This is a genomic window from Thalassospira sp. ABD4_177, assembly GCF_056160125.1.
Map to the genome: position 1 here is coordinate 207509 of NZ_JBSWWO010000003.1, position 18905 is coordinate 226413.

General features: G+C 56.7%; 15 protein-coding genes. 8 read left to right on the forward strand and 7 right to left on the reverse strand.

All coding sequences use genetic code 11. The features are described from left to right. Positions 1–97: 97 nt before the first annotated feature. The 7 genes from ileS (at position 98) to ACXAF0_RS16965 (ending at position 9932) form a co-directional block, all read left to right on the forward strand. On the forward strand, positions 98–2935 hold the full coding sequence (ileS, locus tag ACXAF0_RS16935) for an isoleucine--tRNA ligase (protein WP_475347008.1): 2838 nt from the start codon (positions 98–100) through the stop codon (positions 2933–2935). 65 nt (positions 2936–3000) lie between these two features. Further along, positions 3001–3471, forward strand: coding sequence for a signal peptidase II (gene lspA, locus ACXAF0_RS16940; RefSeq protein WP_475347009.1), 471 nt, complete (start codon positions 3001–3003; stop codon positions 3469–3471). Positions 3472–3523: 52 nt separating this feature from the next. Beyond that, positions 3524–4105: a DUF3035 domain-containing protein gene (locus tag ACXAF0_RS16945; RefSeq protein WP_475347010.1), complete on the forward strand. Its 582-nt coding sequence runs from the start codon at positions 3524–3526 to the stop codon at positions 4103–4105. Between the two features lie 484 nt (positions 4106–4589). Further along, complete coding sequence (locus ACXAF0_RS16950) at positions 4590–5984, forward strand: M16 family metallopeptidase (RefSeq protein ID WP_475347011.1); 1395 nt, start codon at positions 4590–4592, stop codon at positions 5982–5984. Between the two features lies 1 nt (position 5985). Beyond that, the gene (locus tag ACXAF0_RS16955; RefSeq protein WP_475347012.1) at positions 5986–7317 is read left to right on the forward strand and encodes a M16 family metallopeptidase; all 1332 of its coding nucleotides are present in this window, start codon (positions 5986–5988) and stop codon (positions 7315–7317) included. A 125-nt stretch (positions 7318–7442) separates the two neighbouring features. Then, positions 7443–9404, forward strand: a complete 1962-nt coding sequence (gene mutL / locus ACXAF0_RS16960) for a DNA mismatch repair endonuclease MutL (protein WP_475347013.1) — start codon at positions 7443–7445, stop codon at positions 9402–9404. A 12-nt stretch (positions 9405–9416) separates the two neighbouring features. Then, complete coding sequence (locus ACXAF0_RS16965) at positions 9417–9932, forward strand: GNAT family N-acetyltransferase (protein ID WP_475347014.1); 516 nt, start codon at positions 9417–9419, stop codon at positions 9930–9932. Here the strand turns inward: ACXAF0_RS16965 and ACXAF0_RS16970 are convergent. The 4 genes from ACXAF0_RS16970 to ACXAF0_RS16985 form a co-directional block, all read right to left on the reverse strand. Beyond that, complete coding sequence (locus ACXAF0_RS16970) at positions 9929–11350, reverse strand: pentapeptide repeat-containing protein (protein WP_475347015.1); 1422 nt, start codon at positions 11348–11350, stop codon at positions 9929–9931. The two genes, ACXAF0_RS16965 and ACXAF0_RS16970, sit on opposite strands and share 4 nt — an antisense overlap. 62 nt (positions 11351–11412) lie before the next feature. Further along, entirely contained in the window at positions 11413–12360 is a 948-nt protein-coding gene (locus ACXAF0_RS16975) for an OmpA family protein (protein WP_475347016.1), read from the reverse strand. Positions 12361–12404: 44 nt separating this feature from the next. Then, on the reverse strand, positions 12405–13175 hold the full coding sequence (locus tag ACXAF0_RS16980; RefSeq protein ID WP_475347017.1) for a motility protein A: 771 nt from the start codon (positions 13173–13175) through the stop codon (positions 12405–12407). A 493-nt stretch (positions 13176–13668) separates the two neighbouring features. Then, positions 13669–14520, reverse strand: coding sequence for a GNAT family N-acetyltransferase (locus tag ACXAF0_RS16985; protein WP_475347018.1), 852 nt, complete (start codon positions 14518–14520; stop codon positions 13669–13671). 182 nt (positions 14521–14702) lie between these two features. Between ACXAF0_RS16985 and ACXAF0_RS16990 the strand changes: the two genes are divergently transcribed. Further along, the gene (locus ACXAF0_RS16990) at positions 14703–15782 is read left to right on the forward strand and encodes a siderophore-interacting protein (protein ID WP_475347019.1); all 1080 of its coding nucleotides are present in this window, start codon (positions 14703–14705) and stop codon (positions 15780–15782) included. 15 nt (positions 15783–15797) lie between these two features. Here the strand turns inward: ACXAF0_RS16990 and ACXAF0_RS16995 are convergent, their stop codons facing one another. The 3 genes from ACXAF0_RS16995 to ACXAF0_RS17005 are packed head-to-tail and all read right to left on the reverse strand — an operon-like array spanning position 15798 to position 18904. Next, positions 15798–16691: a hypothetical protein gene (locus ACXAF0_RS16995; protein ID WP_475347020.1), complete on the reverse strand. Its 894-nt coding sequence runs from the start codon at positions 16689–16691 to the stop codon at positions 15798–15800. Between the two features lie 45 nt (positions 16692–16736). Continuing rightward, a complete protein-coding gene (locus ACXAF0_RS17000) occupies positions 16737–17687 on the reverse strand; it encodes a metal ABC transporter permease (protein WP_475347021.1) in 951 nt (316 codons plus the stop codon). Further along, entirely contained in the window at positions 17684–18904 is a 1221-nt protein-coding gene (locus ACXAF0_RS17005) for a metal ABC transporter permease (RefSeq protein ID WP_475347022.1), read from the reverse strand. The genes ACXAF0_RS17000 and ACXAF0_RS17005 overlap by 4 nt, the downstream gene beginning before the upstream one ends. Between the last annotated feature and the right edge of the window lies 1 nt (position 18905).

The following is an 18905-nucleotide window of genomic DNA, read 5'->3' on the forward strand; positions in this document are numbered from 1 at the left end:
AACCCGCTATGATCCGCGCGCTTTTCGCAAGATTGGCGTTCGCGAGATCTCCGGGGGTTCGCCCTTTTAATTTGTTCAAGACGACAGGACCGTCACGATGAGTGTCGAATACAAGAAAACCGTTATCCTGCCCAAGACCGATTTTCCGATGCGGGCGGGTTTGCCAAAGATGGAGCCCACCCTGCTTGAGCAGTGGAAAAGCGAGGACCTCTACGGCAAAATTCGCGGTATTTCGGCCGATCGTGAAATGTTTGTCGTCCATGATGGCCCTCCGTATGCGAACGGCCATCTCCATATTGGTCATGCGCTGAACAAAATCCTCAAAGACGTCATCACCCGGTCCCAGCAGATGCTGGGCAAGAACGCTGTTTACGTTCCGGGTTGGGATTGTCACGGCCTTCCGATCGAATGGAAGATCGAAGAACAGTATCGCGCCAAGGGCAAGAACAAGGACGATGTTCCGATTGCCGAATTCCGCAAGGAATGCCGCGAGTTCGCCCAGAAATGGCTTGATGTTCAGCGCGAAGAATTCAAACGCCTTGGCGTAATGGGCGACTGGGACAATCCCTATGTCACCATGGATTTCAAGGCAGAAGCCTCGATCGCGCGTGAACTTGGTAAGTTCCTGATGAACGGTTCGCTCTATATGGGCTCGAAACCGGTCATGTGGTCGGTGGTCGAAAAAACAGCCCTTGCCGAGGCCGAAGTCGAATATCACGACCATACCTCCAAAACGATCTATGTCCGCTTCCCGGTCACCGAGACCAAGGTTGATCTGCTGAAAGATGCGACCATCGTCATCTGGACCACGACCCCCTGGACCATTCCGGGCAACCGTGCAATTTCGTATGGCGAAGACATCGAATATTCCGTCATCGAAGTCACCGAAACCGCCGAAGAAGCATGGGCCAAGGTTGGCGAGAAGATGGCGGTTTGTACCGATCTTCTGGAAGACCTGTGCAAGAACGGCCGTGTCACCGGCCACAAGGTTGTCGGCACCTTTAAGGGGTCCGAACTTGAAGGCACCCTTAGCGCACATCCGTTCCGCGGGCTGGGCTATGAGTTTGATGTGCCACTTCTGGCTGCTGATTATGTCACGACCGATACCGGTACCGGCTTTGTCCATACCGCCCCGACCCACGGCCCGGACGATTACCAGACCGGTCTGAAATATGGTCTGGAAGTGCCGGAAATGGTCGATGGCGACGGTGCCTATTATCAGACCGTGCCGCTATTTGCCGGTGAACGCATCTATGATGAAAACGGCAAGGAAGCCGGTGCGAACGAAGCGGTCATTGCCAAGCTGATCGAAGTTGGCGCGCTGCTGTCACGTGGCCGTCTCAAGCACTCCTATCCGTGCTCCTGGCGTTCGAAGGCGCCGGTGATCTATCGCACCACGCCGCAGTGGTTCATTTCCATGCAGGACAACGACCTGCGTGAAAAGGCGTTGAACGCAATTGATAACACCCGCTTCGTGCCGGAAGCCGGTCGCAACCGCCTGCATTCCATGATCGCCAACCGCCCGGACTGGTGCGTTTCGCGTCAGCGCGCATGGGGCGTGCCGATCACGGTGTTCATCGAAAAAAGCACCCGTCAGCCGCTGCGTGATCAGGAAGTCCTTGATCGTGTCTATGACGCCTTCTGCGAAGAAGGGGCCGATGCCTGGTTCACCCGCGATGCGCAGTATTTCCTCGGCGACAAATATAACGCCGATGATTTCGAACAGGTCACCGACGTTCTTGATGTCTGGTTTGATTCCGGTTCGACCCACGCCTTCGTGCTTGAAGAACGTCAAGACCTGAAATGGCCGGCTGATTTGTACCTCGAAGGTTCGGATCAGCATCGCGGCTGGTTCCACAGCTCGCTGCTTGAATCTTGCGGGACCCGTGGTCGTGCACCGTATGAAGCGGTTCTGACTCATGGCTTCGTGCTTGATGGCGAAGGCCGCAAGATGTCCAAGTCGCTGGGCAACGTGATTGCACCGAACGATGTGATCAACAAGCTTGGTGCAGATATCCTGCGTCTGTGGGTGGTCAGCTCGGATTATCATGATGATCTGCGTATTAGCCATGAAATCATTCAGCGCCATTCCGACATCTATCGTCGTTTGCGCAACACGCTGCGCTTCCTGCTGGGCAACCTTGCCGAGTTCAGCGAAGAAGAAAAAGTTGCGGACAATGAGCTGCCGGAACTCGAGCGTTGGGTTCTGCATCGTCTGAGCCACCTTGACGACATGGTGCGCAAGACGACCGCAGATTACGATTTCCACTCAATGTTTATCGAGCTGCATAATTTCTGCGCGCTGGATATGTCGGCCTTCTATCTCGATATCCGCAAGGACGCGCTTTATTGCGATGCGCCCAGCAGTCTGCGCCGCCGTGCGGCCCGGACCGTCATGGATCGCGTATTCGATTGCCTTGTGCGCTGGTTGGCGCCGGTTCTGTGCTTCACCGCTGATGAAGCATGGCGTGCACGGTATGGGGCCGAAAGCTCGGTTCATGCGGAAACCTTCAATACGGTTTCTGATGGCTGGAAAGACGATGCGCTGGCTGAAAAGTGGGCGAAAATCCGCAAGCTGCGCCGTGTTGTTACCGGTGCGCTTGAACTCGAACGTGCGGAAAAACGCATCGGCGCAAGCCTTGATGCCGCACCAAAGGTTTATGCCGATGCCGAATATGTCGAAGCGCTTAACGGCCTTAATCTTGCCGAAATCGCCATTACATCTGACATCGAACTGATCACGGGTGATGCACCTGAAGGGGCCTATACCCTTGAAGATGTTTCGGGTGTGGGCGTTGTACCGGCCTTGGCCGACGGTGAAAAATGCGAACGCTGCTGGCAGACCCTGCCGGAAGTCGGAAGCCACGCCGAACATAAAACCGTTTGCAACCGCTGTGCGGATGCCGTTGATGAAATGGGAATTGCCGCCGAATAAGGTGGCGTTCGGGCTAAGCCCTGCCAGTTGGCAGGGCACATCCCGGCAAGTCAGAAAGAGTGTTGATGAAACATCGTGCCTTTGTGTTTGGTCTGATCGTCATTGCAATCGTGTTTGGTGTCGACCAGTGGACCAAGGCGCTGGCGATTGACGAACTCTCAGCCCCGTTTCGCAAGATCGAAGTCACGCCATTCATGAACTTTGTTCTGGCTTGGAACCCGGGCGTTTCGTTCGGCCTGTTTCAGGGGCAGGCACCCTGGGTCATGATCGCGGTGACGGCGGCCATCACCATTGGCTTTGGCATCTGGATGTGGCGCACGCGCGATTCCATGCTGCGTTTTGCGCTGGCGATGATCATTGGCGGGGCGGTTGGCAATCTGGTGGATCGCTTGCGTCATGGGGCTGTGACCGACTTCATTGATCTGCATGTTGCGGGCTATCACTGGCCGGTATTCAATATTGCCGATAGCGCAATCACGGTTGGTGCCGCGCTACTGTTGATCGATTCCCTTTTTGGCGGTAAAAAATCTACCTGATGAATTTTCGCCGGGCCGCAAAGCCCGGTTCAGACGTGGTAATGAGGCGCACATGGCCCGGAAACTGACGACCCATATTTTCAAAATTGCATTGCTGGGCGGACTTGCGCTTGGCGTTTCCGGTTGTGAATCAACACGCGAAACCTTTGGCCTGAACAAGCAGTCCCCGGACGAGTTCGCCGTTGTCTCGCGCGCCCCGCTCAGCCTGCCGCCTGATTTTACCCTGCGTGTCCCCGATCCGGGCGCCCCGCGTCCGCAGACCGGTTCGACCACCGATCAGGCGCGTCGCATTCTGGTGGGCGATGACCCCAATCAGGTCAAGCGTGACATCACCGAAGGCACACGCAGTAAAGGCCAGGTTGCCCTTCTGTCGGCGTCTGGCGCGCAATATGCCGATCCGGAAATCCGCAACGTGGTGGATCGTGAAACCTCGATCTTTATTTCCGAAAGCGAAGGTGTGGTTGACGATCTTCTGTTCTGGCAGGACCAGCCGGAATTCGGATCCGTGGTTGACCCGGCGGCCGAGGCCAAGCGTATCCGCGATCAGCAGGCCTTGGGCGACAATGTTTCCGGTGGTGCCGATACCCCTGTGATCGAACGCAAACAGAAGGGCTGGCTGGAAGATATCTTCTAAGCTTTGCTGCCTGGTTTTGCGACCACACGACAATTTGATGAATTTGAACAAGGGCGCGATGGTTTCGCGCCCTTGTTCTGTCATATTCGGTTTTTAAGAAATGCCTGTTGAATGCGATTGCCCCGTTCTGGCGCATCGACATTCAAACACCCTGTTTGCTCAGGGTCAGGACCTACTAATTTGATTTGAATGGCAGACGTTATATTTGTGAAATGCAAGGAAAAGCACGTCGGGCGGGCTGGTATCCCGGCCAAGGGGTTTGACGCAGGAGTTCGCAAATATAACGTCTGTCCTTCGGATTAACCGGATTTGCACGGGCTACTTTGTCGTAAAGCTTTGAAAGATATATATCTGTCTGCAGTTTTACTTCGCGTATCCGCACAAATCCGGTGAACCAATCAAATCAAATTAGTAGGTCCTGACCTTAACCATGCCTGAATTGGAATGGGACGCCACAATGAGAATTTCCGGAACTTTCCGATCCATGACGCGCAGCTCTGTGGCTGTGCTCGCCCTCGTCGCAATGACACTTGCCATCGTGCCCGGTTTGGCACGCGCAGCGGTGTTCAATCCGCAAACCGCAACCCTTGATAACGGGATGCAGGTCGTGCTGGTGGAAAACCACCGGGCACCGGTTGTCACCCATATGGTCTGGTACAAGGTCGGCTCGGCCGACGAACCGCAAGGTGTATCGGGCATTGCCCATTTCCTTGAGCACCTGATGTTCAAGGGAACCGACGACATTGCCCCGGGTGATTTTTCCAAAATCGTTGCGCGCAATGGCGGCAATGATAACGCCTTTACCAGCTGGGACTATACCGGATACTTCCAGAACATCGCGCGCGACCGGCTTGATCTGGTCATGAAGATGGAAGCTGACCGCATGACCAATCTGAAACTGTCAGATGATGTGGTTTTGCCCGAACGTGATGTGATCATTGAAGAACGCCGTTCGCGCCTGGATACCAGCCCGGGTGCGCTTCTGGGTGAACAGATGCGCGCATCCCTCTATATGGCCCATCCCTATGGCCGCTCGATCATCGGCTGGCTCAATGAAATGCAACAGCTCAGCACCGAAGATGCGCTTAAATTCTATCGCGACTGGTATGCGCCCAATAACGCCATTCTGGTGGTTGCCGGCGATATCACGATGGATGAGCTGCTGCCGATGGCCAAGAAATATTACGGCGTCATCCCGCGCGGTAAGGACATGACGCGTAACCGGGTGCAGGAACCGGTCCAGCATGCCCCGCGCAAGGTCACCATGCGTGATCCGCAGGTCGGTCAGGCCTCCTGGTCGCGTTATTATCTGGCGCCGTCCTATAACACCGATGCGGCCGATGCTGCTCCGCTCGATGTGCTTTCCGAAATCATTGGTTCGGGCACGACCAGCCGTTTCTTCAAGTCCCTTGTTGTTGATCAGCAAATCGCATCAAGTGTCGGCACGTTCTATAACCCGGTCGCGGTCGATCTGGCGACATTCGGGGTGTATGGCGTCCCGCGCGGCGATGTTGACCTTGCCGATCTGGAACAGGCAATCGACGGGGAAATCGCCAAGGTAGTTGCCGAGGGTGTGACACAGGATGAACTCGACCGTGCCAAGCAGAAGCTGCTTGATAGTGCGGTCTTTGCCCGTGATTCGCTTTCGGCCGGTGCGCGTGTGCTCGGTCAGTCGCTTGCCGTTGGCCTCAGCGTTGATCAGGTCGAAAGCTGGCCGGACCGGATTTCGGCCGTGACGGTTGAGCAGGTCAATGACGCCGCCAAACGGGTCTTTGATGACAAGAAATCTGTCACCGGCTGGCTGATGCCGCCCGAAGGTGGCCCGGTCACCGGGGCTGGTGCCGCCCTTCCGATCACCTCTGGCGAAGGAGTGCACTGATATGAACAAGCTGTTTAAACAGATTGCCGGTGTTGCCTTTGCAACCACACTGGGCCTTGGCTTCGCACAACAGGCCAAGGCGGTTGAGGTTCAGGAAGTGATTTCCGATGGCGGCATTCGCGCCTGGTTGATCGAAGATCACATGAACCAGCTGATGACCATGGATATTGCCTTTACCGGTGCTGGGGCGGCAACCGATCCGGAGGGCAAGCTTGGTCTGGCCAATATGGTCTCGGGCCTGATTGACGAAGGGGCTGGCGCCATGGACAGCCAGACCTTCCGGGGCGAGATGGAAAACCGTTCCATCAGCCTGTCCTTTGATGCCGGGCGTGATGACTTTTCAGGATCCCTCACCACATTGACGCGCGAACGCGATACGGCGATTGATCTGTTGCGTTTGGCGCTGTCTGAGCCGCGCTTTGATGACGAAGCTATTGAGCGCATCCGCGCCCAGATTGTCTCGGGCCTCAAACAGGCGGAAAACAATCCGCGCGATATTGCCAGCCGGACGTTCTTTGCCTCGATCTTTGGTGACCATCCCTATGGGCGCCCGCCGTCTGGCACGCTTGAAACGGTGGCCGGGCTCAATGCCAATGATTTCCGTGGTTTCGTGCGCAGCGCCTTTGCCAGGGACAATCTGATTGTCGGCGTGGCTGGTGACATCACGGCTGCGGAACTTGGTCCGCTGCTCGATGAAGCTTTTGGCGCGCTGCCTGATCACAGCGACCTGCCCAAGGTCGCCGATGTAACGCCGACCTTTGGCGATATTGAGGTGGTCGAACAGGATATCCCGCAAAGTCAGGCGATCTGGGGCCAGAAAGGCATCAAGCGCAAGGATCCTGATTTCTATGCCGCCTATGTGATGAACTACATCCTTGGCGGTGGTGGCTTCTCATCGCGCCTGACCGAGGAAGTCCGTGAAAAGCGCGGGTTGGCTTATGGTGTTTATAGCTATCTGGCCGATCTGGATCATGCCGAAATGATGATGGGCGGGGTTGCCACGCGCAATGATGCGATTGGGCAAAGCCTGTCTTTGATCAGCACGGAATGGAACAAGATGAAGCAAAATGGCATCGATCAGGAAGAACTTGATAATGCCAAGGCCTACCTCACCGGGGCCTTTCCGCTGCGCTTCACAAGCCTTGGCAATCTGTCGGGCATGCTGGTCGGCATGCAAAAGGAAGAGCTTGGCATGGACTTCCTTGATCGCCGCAATGACATGGTCAATGCCGTCACGCTCGATGACGTCAACCGGGTGGCGGCTGATCTGATGGATCCGGCCAATGTCACGGTTACCGTGGTGGGCAAGCCGGAAGGTGAACTGGCCTTCTGATCGCGGACCAAAACTTGGACCTTAAAAGTTGCAAAGCGCGGTGAAAGGGATTTCGCCGCGCTTTGTGCTTTGATAGGTTCATTTCAAACAACAACACTCATTTGCACATCACGAGCACCGCCTTCATGACCCTGCGCGTCCTGCCACAGAACCTGATCAACCAGATTGCCGCCGGTGAGGTGGTCGAACGTCCTGCGGCTGCGCTCAAGGAACTGGTGGAAAACGCGCTCGATGCCGGGGCGACCAAGGTGGACGTCAATCTGCGCGATGGCGGTCGGACGTTGCTGTCCGTCACCGATGACGGCAAGGGCATGACGCCCGAGGAAATGGGACTGGCCGTCGAACGCCACGCGACCTCGAAGCTGCCCGATGATGATCTTTTCAATATCGGCTTCATGGGCTTTCGCGGTGAGGCGTTGCCATCCATCGGTTCGGTCTCGCGCATGCGCCTGACCAGCCGTGTGCGCGGCTCTGAAAATGCCTGGACGTTGGCGGTTGAAGGCGGGGCAAAGGGTGAACCGGAACCGGCTGCCCATCCCTATGGCACCCGGGTTGAGGTGCGTGATCTTTTCTATGCGACGCCAGCGCGTCTCAAGTTCCTGAAAACCGCGCGGACCGAACAGATGTATGCGCGCGAAATCATGGACCGTCTGGCCATGGCGCGTCCGGATGTCGGCTTTACGTTGAGCGGTGATAACAACAAGACGATCCTGAATTACCCGGCCTGCGAAGGGGATCTGTTTGATGCGCGTCTGAAACGGCTGGGGGCGGTGATGGGGCGCGAGTTTCAGGACAATGCCCTGCAGATCGAGGCAGAGCGTGAAGGCATTCGGCTTACCGGCTATGCCGGGGTGCCGACACTCAACCGTGGCAATGCCCAGATGCAGTTCATGTTTGTGAATGGCCGCCCGGTCAAGGACCGGCTGTTGCAGGGGGCTGTGCGCGGCGCCTATCAGGATTTCCTGGCGCGTGATCGCCATCCGCTATTGGCGCTTTTCTTTGAACTGACGCCGCGTGATGTCGATGTCAACGTCCATCCCGGCAAGACCGAGGTCCGGTTCCGCGATCCCGGGTTGGTGCGCGGACTGATTGTCGGGGCGCTGAAACATGCGCTGGCCGGGGCCGGGCATCGCGCCTCGACCACGGTGGCCGATATGGCGCTGGGTGCCGTGCGCCGAGAAGGTGAGGGACCCTCACTTCCCTATGGCGGTGGTGCACGTACCGGAAGTGGTGGCGGATTTAACATTGGTCAATATCAGCCAAGCATGCCGGGCCATGCCGCGATTGAACGCGATTATGCCGCCCAGGCGCCGATGGAAAACCAGGGTAATTATGGCGGGCTGTTTGATCGTGGCCGTGAGTTCGGTGGCGGGGGTGGTAGCGCTAACATCGCGGGCGGTGAAGGCGGGTTTACTGCCGCTGCGGCGGCTGCCCTTTCGGGGGGATATGATGCTGCTGCCCCATCGGCGCGCATCGATAACATCGCCGATGACGGCAAGTTCGTCGATCACCCACTCGGGGCCGCGCGCGGGCAGGTTCATGCCAATTACATCATCGCCCAAACCCGTGACGGGCTGGTAATTGTCGATCAGCACGCCGCCCACGAACGCATCGTCTATGAACGCATGAAGGCTGATCTTGCCGAAAGCGGTGTGAAGCGCCAGGGGCTGTTATTGCCCGAGGTCGTCGAACTTGACGAGGCATCAGCAGATCGCATTGCCGAACGCGCCGAAGAATTTGCCGAACTTGGCCTGGTGATCGAGCCGTTTGGTCCCGGCGCGATTGTCGTGCGCGAAGTGCCCGCCATGCTGGGCAAGGTTGATGTCAGCGCACTGGTACGCGACATGGCTGATGAAATTGCCGAGCTGGGGCAGGGCATGGCGCTGAAAGATCGGCTGATGTATGTCTGCGCGACCATGGCCTGTCATGGATCGGTGCGATCGGGGCGCAAGCTGAATGCCGATGAAATGAATGCGCTTTTGCGCCAGATGGAAGCAACCCCGCATTCCGGCCAGTGCAATCACGGCCGCCCGACCTATGTTGAACTGAAACTCAATGACATCGAAAAGATGTTTGGCCGCAGATAGGCAGGAAAGCACATGGCCGCGATCACGCTTCACATTGCCACACCCGATGATGCGGATGCTGTGACCGCACTGTTTAAGCGATCCTACGCGACGTTTCTTGTCGATGACTATGCGCCGGATACTTTGGAGCGCGGCATGGCCTTTCTGGCCCGGGCCAACCCGGACCTTCTGGCATCGGGGACCTATTATCTGGCCAAAACCGAGACGGGCGATGTTGTTGGGGCTGGTGGCTGGACGGCGGTGCGGCCGGGCAGTGGTGCGGGGGATGTGCAATCCGGGCTGGCCCATGTCCGGCATTTCGCGGTCGATCCGGCTTATTCGCGCATGGGCATTGCCAGCATGCTGTTTGATCGCTGCGTGCAGGATGCCAAGGCGTCTGAAAACGTCACGCGCTTTGAATGTTATTCCACGCTGAGCGCCAGACAGTTTTATGAATCACGTGGTTTTCGGGTGATTGGCGATTTTGCCGCCCCCTTTGCCCCGGATTTCAGCTTTCCGAGCCTGCATATGGTTTGCGAGCTGGATTAATCGCGAAGCTTCAGATCGCGGGGCAGGCGGGTATTGGCATTCACACGCGCCCGCTGGATTTGTTCGGCAAACAGGCCACGCGTCCCGCTCAGATCGGCATCACGGAAGTCTGTCCCGGCCAGATTGGTGCCACTGAAATCGCAATTTGGCAGCTGCATACCCCGGAAGTTGGCATTTGACAGGTCCGACCCGAGAAACACCGTATTGCGCACCATCGCTTTGTTAAACCGTGCCCCGGTCAGACGACTTGCCGCCAGATTGGCGTTATCCAGGTTGCTTTCCACAAAATCAGCTGCAATCAGGTTGCAGCGGCGCAGCACCGCATCCTTGCAATTGGCGCGCTGGAAGCTGGCAAAGGGCAGGCCACAGCGGCTAAGATCAATGCCTTCAAGCTCTGCCTCGCGCAGATCGGCATGCTCGATGGACATCACCGCGCCTTCGCGCCCGCCGGTATCGACCCAAAGCTTGTGACTGATCAGGGCTTCGTGCAGATCAATTTCAACAAGTTCTTCGTCCTCGGCTTCAAAGTCTTCTTCTGCTTCGATCTGGTCTTCGGGGGGCTCGGACGGTTTGTCTTCGCGGTGCGCCGTTGCCGGGCTTAGGGCCTCACGTTCGGATGGTACGGCTTCCAGGTTCTGGTTGCCGGTTTTCTTTTCGCGCGCGCTGGGAACACCGACAAGCTCGCCATCGCCAAATGTCTGCCCGGCGCCGTTAAAACGCTGTTTGCTATCTGCGATATCCATGTTGGTCGTCATGCCAATTGCAGGCGATGCCTTTGATGATTTCGTCCGGGTGATCGGGCCAGCACCATCATTTTCCGGCTGTTTGGTGATCTCTGTACTTTCCAAAACGGTCACTGCCGGCGTTTGCGATTTTGTTTTGGTGGCGGGCAGTTCTGCTGCCACGGGGCTCGCACTGGCCGTTGGCTTTTTGTCGGGTTTTGCCCCAGTTTCTGTGGCAATGTCCTGCGGCCGGGCCGGGCCGAAATAGTTCTCTTCCAATACGAAGCGGCGTGGATTTTTCAGGACCGTTTCAATGATTTTGGCAAGACGTTCGGGGTCGATTGGTTGGCGAAACACACCTTCGATCCCGGCATCTACCGCATCGCGCATGCCACGCCGGTCAAGTTTCGGCGCGCCCAGAAGGATTGGCACATCACGCCCGTGCGGGTTGCTTGTCGATGCGGACTCCCGGATGGCACGAATGGTGGAAATCCCGCGGATGCCATCAAGATAAAGACCGATCAACACCAGATCAGGCTTGAGCTCGGAAATCAGTTCGACCGTGCGTTCACGGTCGTCGCAATCAACGAATTTGCCAAAGCCAAGGGGTTCCACAGCGTTACGCGCTGCGGTGATGTTACGTTCGCTGTAGTCCGAATACAGGATCGTCTTTTTCTTGTTGTCATGGCTTGCCATGATGCGTGTTGTCCCCTTCGCTCGCATATTCTGGCCGACCCGGTTCTGCTGACAGATATCCGTCAGGGACCGGCCGGAATGCTAAATGTGCGCCGTCTTTCCGGCGTCTGATTGTTTTCGGCGCCATCGGTATCCCCTGTGCCAATGTCGCCATCCCCAATATCGTCCCCGCCATCTGATGTCGGCGCGCCTGTGGTATTTCCGTCACCTGGGGCCGCCCCTTCGCGGTCATAGTTGGTCTCGACCATTTCAATGGTGATCTCGACCCGGCGGTTGGTGGCACGGCCTTCCGGGGTGTCATTGCTCATAAGTGGGCGGCTTTCGCCGTAACCCTGAATGACCATTCGTCCCGGATCCGTGCCGTTCTGATTGATCAGGTAGTGCAAAACCGATGTCGCGCGCGCCGCTGACAGATCCCAGTTTGATATATAGGGAGAGGACGACGAAACCGGAATATCATCGGTATGGCCGGCGACCTGAATTTCGCCGTCGGTCTGGTTGATGACCGGCGCCACGCGGTTGAGGATGGCGGCAAATTCCTCGGTCATGCCCGATGAGCCGGACGGAAAGGCCAGTTCATTGGGGAAGCGCATGACCACTTCGCCGTCAATGCGCTCCAGCCCGACCTGATCCTGAAGTCCCATATTCTCAAGCACCGAGCTCAGCGTTTCTTCAAGCGCTTCGGCCTTCTCTTCCTTGCTGTCTGTTTCCTTGCTTTCAACTTCCGGCGTGTCGACCGGCGGGATGTCGGAAACCACGCGCGGGGTATCGGGTGTCGGCGCCTTAAGCGACTTGCCGACAATCGACCCGTCAAGCTCGATCACCCCGGCCAACTGATCCTGTTGGGAAAAACCGAATGCGGTTTTCACGGACCCGGCAATCTGTTTGTAGCGGATCACATCCATCTCGGCGAAGGTCAGCAGCAGCACAAACAGAACAAGCAGCAACGACATCAGATCGGCGAACGTCGCCATCCAAGCCGGTGCGCCTGCTGCGGGTTTCTTTGCCATGGCTTATGCCCAGCCTGTTGCCTGGTTGCGCGCTGCCATCATGATCATTCTCCGCCGCCTTCTTCGTCGGCCGGCACACCACCCGGAAGATAGGGGCCGAGGATCTCCTTCATGACGATCGGGCTCTGGCTGGCCTGGATCTGAACGACCGATTCAATAACAAGCTGTTTGGTGTTTTTCAGGCGGTCGACTTTCAAGGCAAGCTTGTCTGCGACCGGGATCGCAATCAGGTTGGCCAGAACGGCGCCATAAAACGTCGTCAGCATGGCAATCGCCATGGCTGGACCAATCGCATCCGGATCGGAAAGGTTGGCCAGCATCTGCACCAGACCAACAAGCGTGCCGATCATGCCAAAGGCAGGGGCGGTATCGCCGATACCGCGGAACATCAGTTCGCCAAGCTCGTCATTCTGGATTGATTTTTCTACCTCGCTTGAGATGGAGCTTCTGATGACCTCGCCACTGTGGCCGTCAACGCACATGCGGATGCCGCGTGCCATGATTTCATTTTCTATTTCGACGCTTTCAAGGCCGAGAAGACCGTTCTTGCGCACAATGCCGGCAAGTTCGATGGCTTTTTCATAGATCGAAAGCGGGTCTTCCTTGGGGTTCTTGAACGCAATGCCGATGCCGATCTTGAGCGACTTGATCACATCGCGCATCGGGAATTTGATCAGGGTTGCCGCTGCTGTCCCGCCAAACACCACCATGATGGAAGGAACGTCGACAAAAGAATCAAGGCTGCCGCCCATCAAGATGGCGCCGAAAATAACGCCCATTCCGGCGATAATGCCAATAAGTGTCGCTATATCCATGTTGGTTTTTGGTATCCGGCTCTAAAAAAACAGTTTCCTGAAACGTGCTGCTACATGGTGGTAAACAACACGTGGCGGGTCATAACGTGATCATTGGTCAGGCAACCATATAGATAAAATTCCCCTGCATGGGCGGTGAATAGATGGAAATGAAACGCGCACTACACTCCTGAAATTGGGTTTGCGTATCCCGTTTTCCATATGCTTGCGATAACTTCCTGCCTCAATAGGCGAAAATCGTTCCACAAACAGGCCCGCCAGATTGTAAAATTACGGCGTTGGTTTATCCAAGGCTATACTTTTGGCGTTAAATGTTTGTTGCCAGACTTTCTCGCACGCCTCAACCCCACCTAAGAATAATATGATCATATTCCTTTGGCAGGATTGTTCGGTTTTACACCGGGCGCACGTCAAAGAACAGGACCGCAATCCTGACATTTTCTGATGTTTGCAGTGTCTTACGCAGAAGTTTGGATCAAATTGGCGGCAGATCCTAGCCAAGCTCGAACGATGAAATCCCGAAAATCATATCAAGATCAAGTTCGGGTGCCGGGCCCTTATACATTCGGGCGGTTTCAAATTCCGGCACCATGCCATGCTCGGTGGCCAGATCAACCGCCGCCTGATTGGGTTCGGGCACGTCGAGATAGACCTTGCCGCTCTGATCATCGCGGCTTTGCAAAAGGGCGCCAAACAGGGTTTTGGCATCCTCGGCATCGGGGGCGAAAAGCGGGCCGACCTTGTGGCCTTCCTGACAGGGACGGATGACGCCATAGGCGCGCAATCCCATCGGCCCCTTAAGGGCAAGGGCTGTATGCTTTTCATTGCCAATCCAGCCACGCAGGAATTCGATCCGGCTTTCAGGGAACAGGTTGCAGGTCTGCTCAAACGCATTGACAATCGCGATATCGTTGACTTCAAGGGTGAACAGATCATCCGGGGTGTCCTCATCTACCTTGATGACACCGCCATAGCGGACATTGCGATGGGCAAATTCAAAACCGGATTTACGGTAATTGTCCTGCTGATCAACGACACCATCAAGGCCAATGGTCTTAAGCACGCTGTCCTCAAGCACGGTCTGCCACAGGCGATAGCCAAGACCGGATCCGCGACGATCCGGACGGCAGATATAAAATCCGACAAACCCGAAATCCGAGTTGTACTGAACGGCCGAGATCGCAGCGGCCAGGCCCTGCTTGTCAAACGCGCCCCAGAAACCGTCGGTATCGGAGTTGAAAAATACCTCCGCATCATTAAGGCCGGGGTTCCAGCCCTCTTTGGCGGCCCATTCAACGGCAAGGTGAAACTCGAATGATTTAAGACGGCGGATTTTGTCAGGCATCGCTTTGTTCAGACTTCCGATAATCAGGTCAATCTCGGGCTTGCTGAACAGAGCAGGCAAGCGCATGTGCCAAACATCTATCACGCGCGATGAAAATCAATGATAATTTTTATTGAGAGTGCCTATCATTGTTACTATTACGGTGGGTGCATTTCATTCCCGCCCCACCGACCGAGAACCTCATGTCGACATCGCTTCTTACGGCCAAGACACGCATCGCACTTCCGGACAGTGCGGCTCTGATCAAACAGACTGCCGATTTCTATCGTGAACACGATTGCGATGTGACGGGCGATGCGGCGCAAACGCGCATATCGGTCTCGATCGGTCATATCCAGCTGAGTGGCACCGACACCACGCTTGAGGTCGAAGTGGGGGCGACCACCGAAGTCGATGTCATGCAGATGAAGTCGGCGATCATATCGGTCCTGCAGGGCGCGGTTCCCGATGCCAATCTTGATTGCCGCTGGCAGGGCGCGGGCAAGGGCAATGGCAAGCTTCCCAATTTCTGTGAACTGCGTGTTGGCGAGATCACCGATCTGTCACCGCATATGCGCCGCTTGCGTCTGCATGCGGATGATCTGGGGGCTTATGACAGTGACAGCATTCATGTGCGTCTTCTGATCCCGCCGCGCGGGCAGGAAAACCCGCAATGGCCGACCCTTGCCGAAAACGGCATGCCGGTCTGGCCAAGTGGGGAAAACACCATCGAACAGCGCGTCTATACCATCCGCGCCATGGATACCAAGGCCGGCTGGATCGATGTCGATTTCGTCATGCACGGCGATAACGGACCGGGGTCTGCCTTTGCCATGCATGCCGGCAAAGGCGATGTTGTCGCCATGACCGGCCCGCTGGGAACCGCCTTGCCAGAAGCCGACTGGATGCTGTTGGCGGGGGATGAAACAGCCCTGCCAGCCATTGGACGCTACCTTGCCGAAATGCCAGGGCATGTATCAGGCCATGCCTTTATCGAAGTCGGCAGCAAATCCGATGTCATTTCTGTTCCAACAGAAAGTCAGATACAGGTCACATGGCTGTTTCGCGATGACGACGGATCAGTCGAACGCAGCCTGTTGCAGGATGCCATGCGATCTGTTGAGCTGCCCGATGCTCGCGACCGGGTTTATTGCTGGGCCGGGGTGGAACAGGCGGATTACAAACCGATCCACACCTATTGGCGCAAGGAACTTGGCCTCAATCGGGATCAGTGTATTGCCATGACCTTCTGGCGCAAGGCAGGCCGGACAGCCAAGGGCTGATCAATCGGGATCATTTTAGCGGATCGTTGCGACCGATTGATGCAGGGCCGGGGCGAAATGCGCAATCGCGTCATCAAGCGCGATCAGGATTTCGCGAAGGAGTGGATCGGTTTCCTGATCGGCGTCACCACGCAATTCGGTAATCGCACGGATAAGCTCTCGGTTGGTCGGATTGACCTCGGTGGCAATTGATTTCGCCCGTTGGCTGATCTTCATGCGGACGCGTTTGAAGGCGGCGATTTCCGCCTTGGCATCAAGGGACGGCCTTTCCTCCAGGGCACGCTTAAGCGACAAACCCGTCATGTGACTGGGCTCGGCCATCAGCGCCGCGGTGATCATCCTGAATGCGATGATATCTGTGGTTAGGTGATCGCGATTTTGCGGCGTTGCCAGCTTATCAAATGCGAACAGATCGGCTTGATGTTCGTCCTGATGATCTTTCATTACGTCACCGCCGAAATGATCGGGCTGGCAGTGGCGCACTTCATGATAGATCAGCCAGCGAAAGGTCAGATCAGATGTGCTGGCGTAGTGAAGCTTTGTACCAAACCAGTTGCGCATCAGTGCGGCAAAGATTTCGCTATTGTTTTCCGGTGTGAGTTTGGCCGGAACAAAGATCCGACACGTCGCCAGTGCCGCATCACCCTTGCGCCCGGTGACCGTAAACGGCGAACGGGGCAATTTGGCAAAGGTCTGATCCGGGTTCTTGATATTGCCAATCCCGAGTGCAGTATCAATCTTGCTCAGAAAATCTGCACGCCCGTCAAACACGATCAGTTCGATATCGCCGTATTCACGCAACTCCGTTGCCAGTTGTTCTGTCTGGGCACGGCTCGCGGCCGCAAAGGCCAGGACCAGTACAGTACTCAGAAGCAGATGTTTAAGGCAGGTTTGTGCGAGACCACTCATTCCCACACTATGCCCGTGCTTGGGCAGCGGGGCCAGATGAAACAATCAGGCCTCGGCGTGTTGGCCGGTGCGTTTGCGTTGCGGACCAAACAGACAGGTCAGGATCAGGATCACACCGGAAACCGTGGCGATCATGCCAGCTGCACTGACCGCATAGGGCGACCCGAACCAGCCCGGGCCATAGCCGGCAAACACATACCCCAGAATGGCGGAGATGGTCGCAAACACGACCGACCAGCCGACTTGACGGCCCAATTGATTGGTCATCAGGCGGGCGCTGGCGGGTGGGCAAACAAACATCGCGATCACAATGATCGACCCGACCGCATCAAAGGCGGCGACTGCCGCCACGGCCGTCGCGACAACCAGCGCAAAGCCAAGGGCGCGGGTGCGAATACCAACCGCACCGGCAAAGGCCGCATCAAAGGTCGAGATTTTCAATTCTTTCCAGAACAGGAAAATGAACAGGGCAATGCCGACAAGGACAATCGCCAGGCGTGGCAATTGCGGGGGCAGGGTGGCCAGTGCTGCCGGATCAAGAAGTGATCCCCAACCCTCGGCATCAAACCAGACCAGGCTTTCGAGATTGCCCAACAACGCATGCTGCACATCGATATGCACCGAACTGGTATCAGTGATTTCAAGGAACAAGACGCCCGCGGCAAAGAGCGTCGTGAAAACCAGCCCCATGGCGGCCCCTGGTTCAACCCGGCCCAGTCGTTTGACGATTTCAATCATGACGACCGCGACAATCGCCGCTGCCCCCGCGCCAATCATCATCGGCACCGCGGTAATCGTGCCTGTCACAAGGAAGGCGGCAACAATCCCGGGCAGCACCACATGGCTGATCGCATCGCCAATCAGGGCTTGGCGACGCAGCAACAGGAAATTACCCGGCAGCGCACAGGCAATCGCGGCCAAGATGCCGATCACAATCGGTGTCAGGCTGAGTTGGACAAATTCAGCCCCAAGGGCCGTGATCAGATCATCGATCATGCCTTGGCTCCTTCCTGGCTGGTAATCATGCGATCAATCTCGGCGATCTGATCCGGGGTCATCATCCGTTCAATCGGGGTCAGCCCGTCATAACGTTCAATGGCGGAATCATCAGGCAGCATCCGTCGCGCCATCGCCCAGCGGGCTTCATCGCGTGCAGCCTTTTCCGCGGCAATGCGGCCCTCTACGGTCGCAACCCCGTCAGCCCGGATCATGCCGGCACGGCGCAGGATGCGAATGGTCAGCCCATCATAAATCGGTTCACGGCGTGCAAGCGACAATAAACCCTGCCGGCGATGCACGCGGCGCTGAAAACGCTGATGACGCAGGGCCGATGCCAGCCCGCCACGTAACGGCGAAAACAGGGCTGAAATCAAAAAGAAGCCAAACGCGACCAGAACAATGATCGGTCCGGTCGGCAGCGATGCCTCGGCCGCCGACAATACGGCGCCGATATAACCCGACAAACCACCGACAAGGGCGGCGATGCCGATCATCTTGCCAACCTGATTGGTCCAGAACCGCGCGGCCACGGGTGGGATGATCAGAAGGGCAACAATCAGGATAAGCCCGACGATCTTGAGCCCAATCACCGTGACAATCAGGGCAAGCCCCATCATCGCAAGATCGATATTACGCACATTAACCCCGGTGGTCGCGGCATATTCCGGATCAAACGCCACCAGCGTCATTGGGCGCCGAAGGAGGAACACAAATGCCGCCGCCAATGCCCCGGCAATCGCAATCGTGGTCGCCTCTGAAATCAGCATGCCGGCCGTGGAGCCAAGCAGGAAGTTCTCAAGCCCGGCCTGACGACCTGATGACATGGTCTGGATCACGGTCAAAAGGACGATGCCAAAGCCAAAGAAAACCGACAGCACCGCACCAATCGCGGCATCCTCGGTCAGGCGGGTTTTGCGCGTGATCCATTCAACCATCAAAAGCCCGATGGCCGATGAAATCGCTGATCCCAGAATAAGGCCCGGCAACCAGCGCCCGTCACTGCCAAACGCCACCATGATGATAAAGGCAAGGCCAACACCGGGCAGGGTGGCGTGACTGATGGCATCGGAAACCAGCGCGCGTTTGCGCAGGAAAATAAACGCCCCGGCACTCCCGGCCGACAGGCCAAGCAGCCCCGCGCCAATGGCAACCAGCGCGCTGTTATAGCCCGCCTGCAGGAAAAGGGCGCTTATGAAATAATCAACAAACCCCATG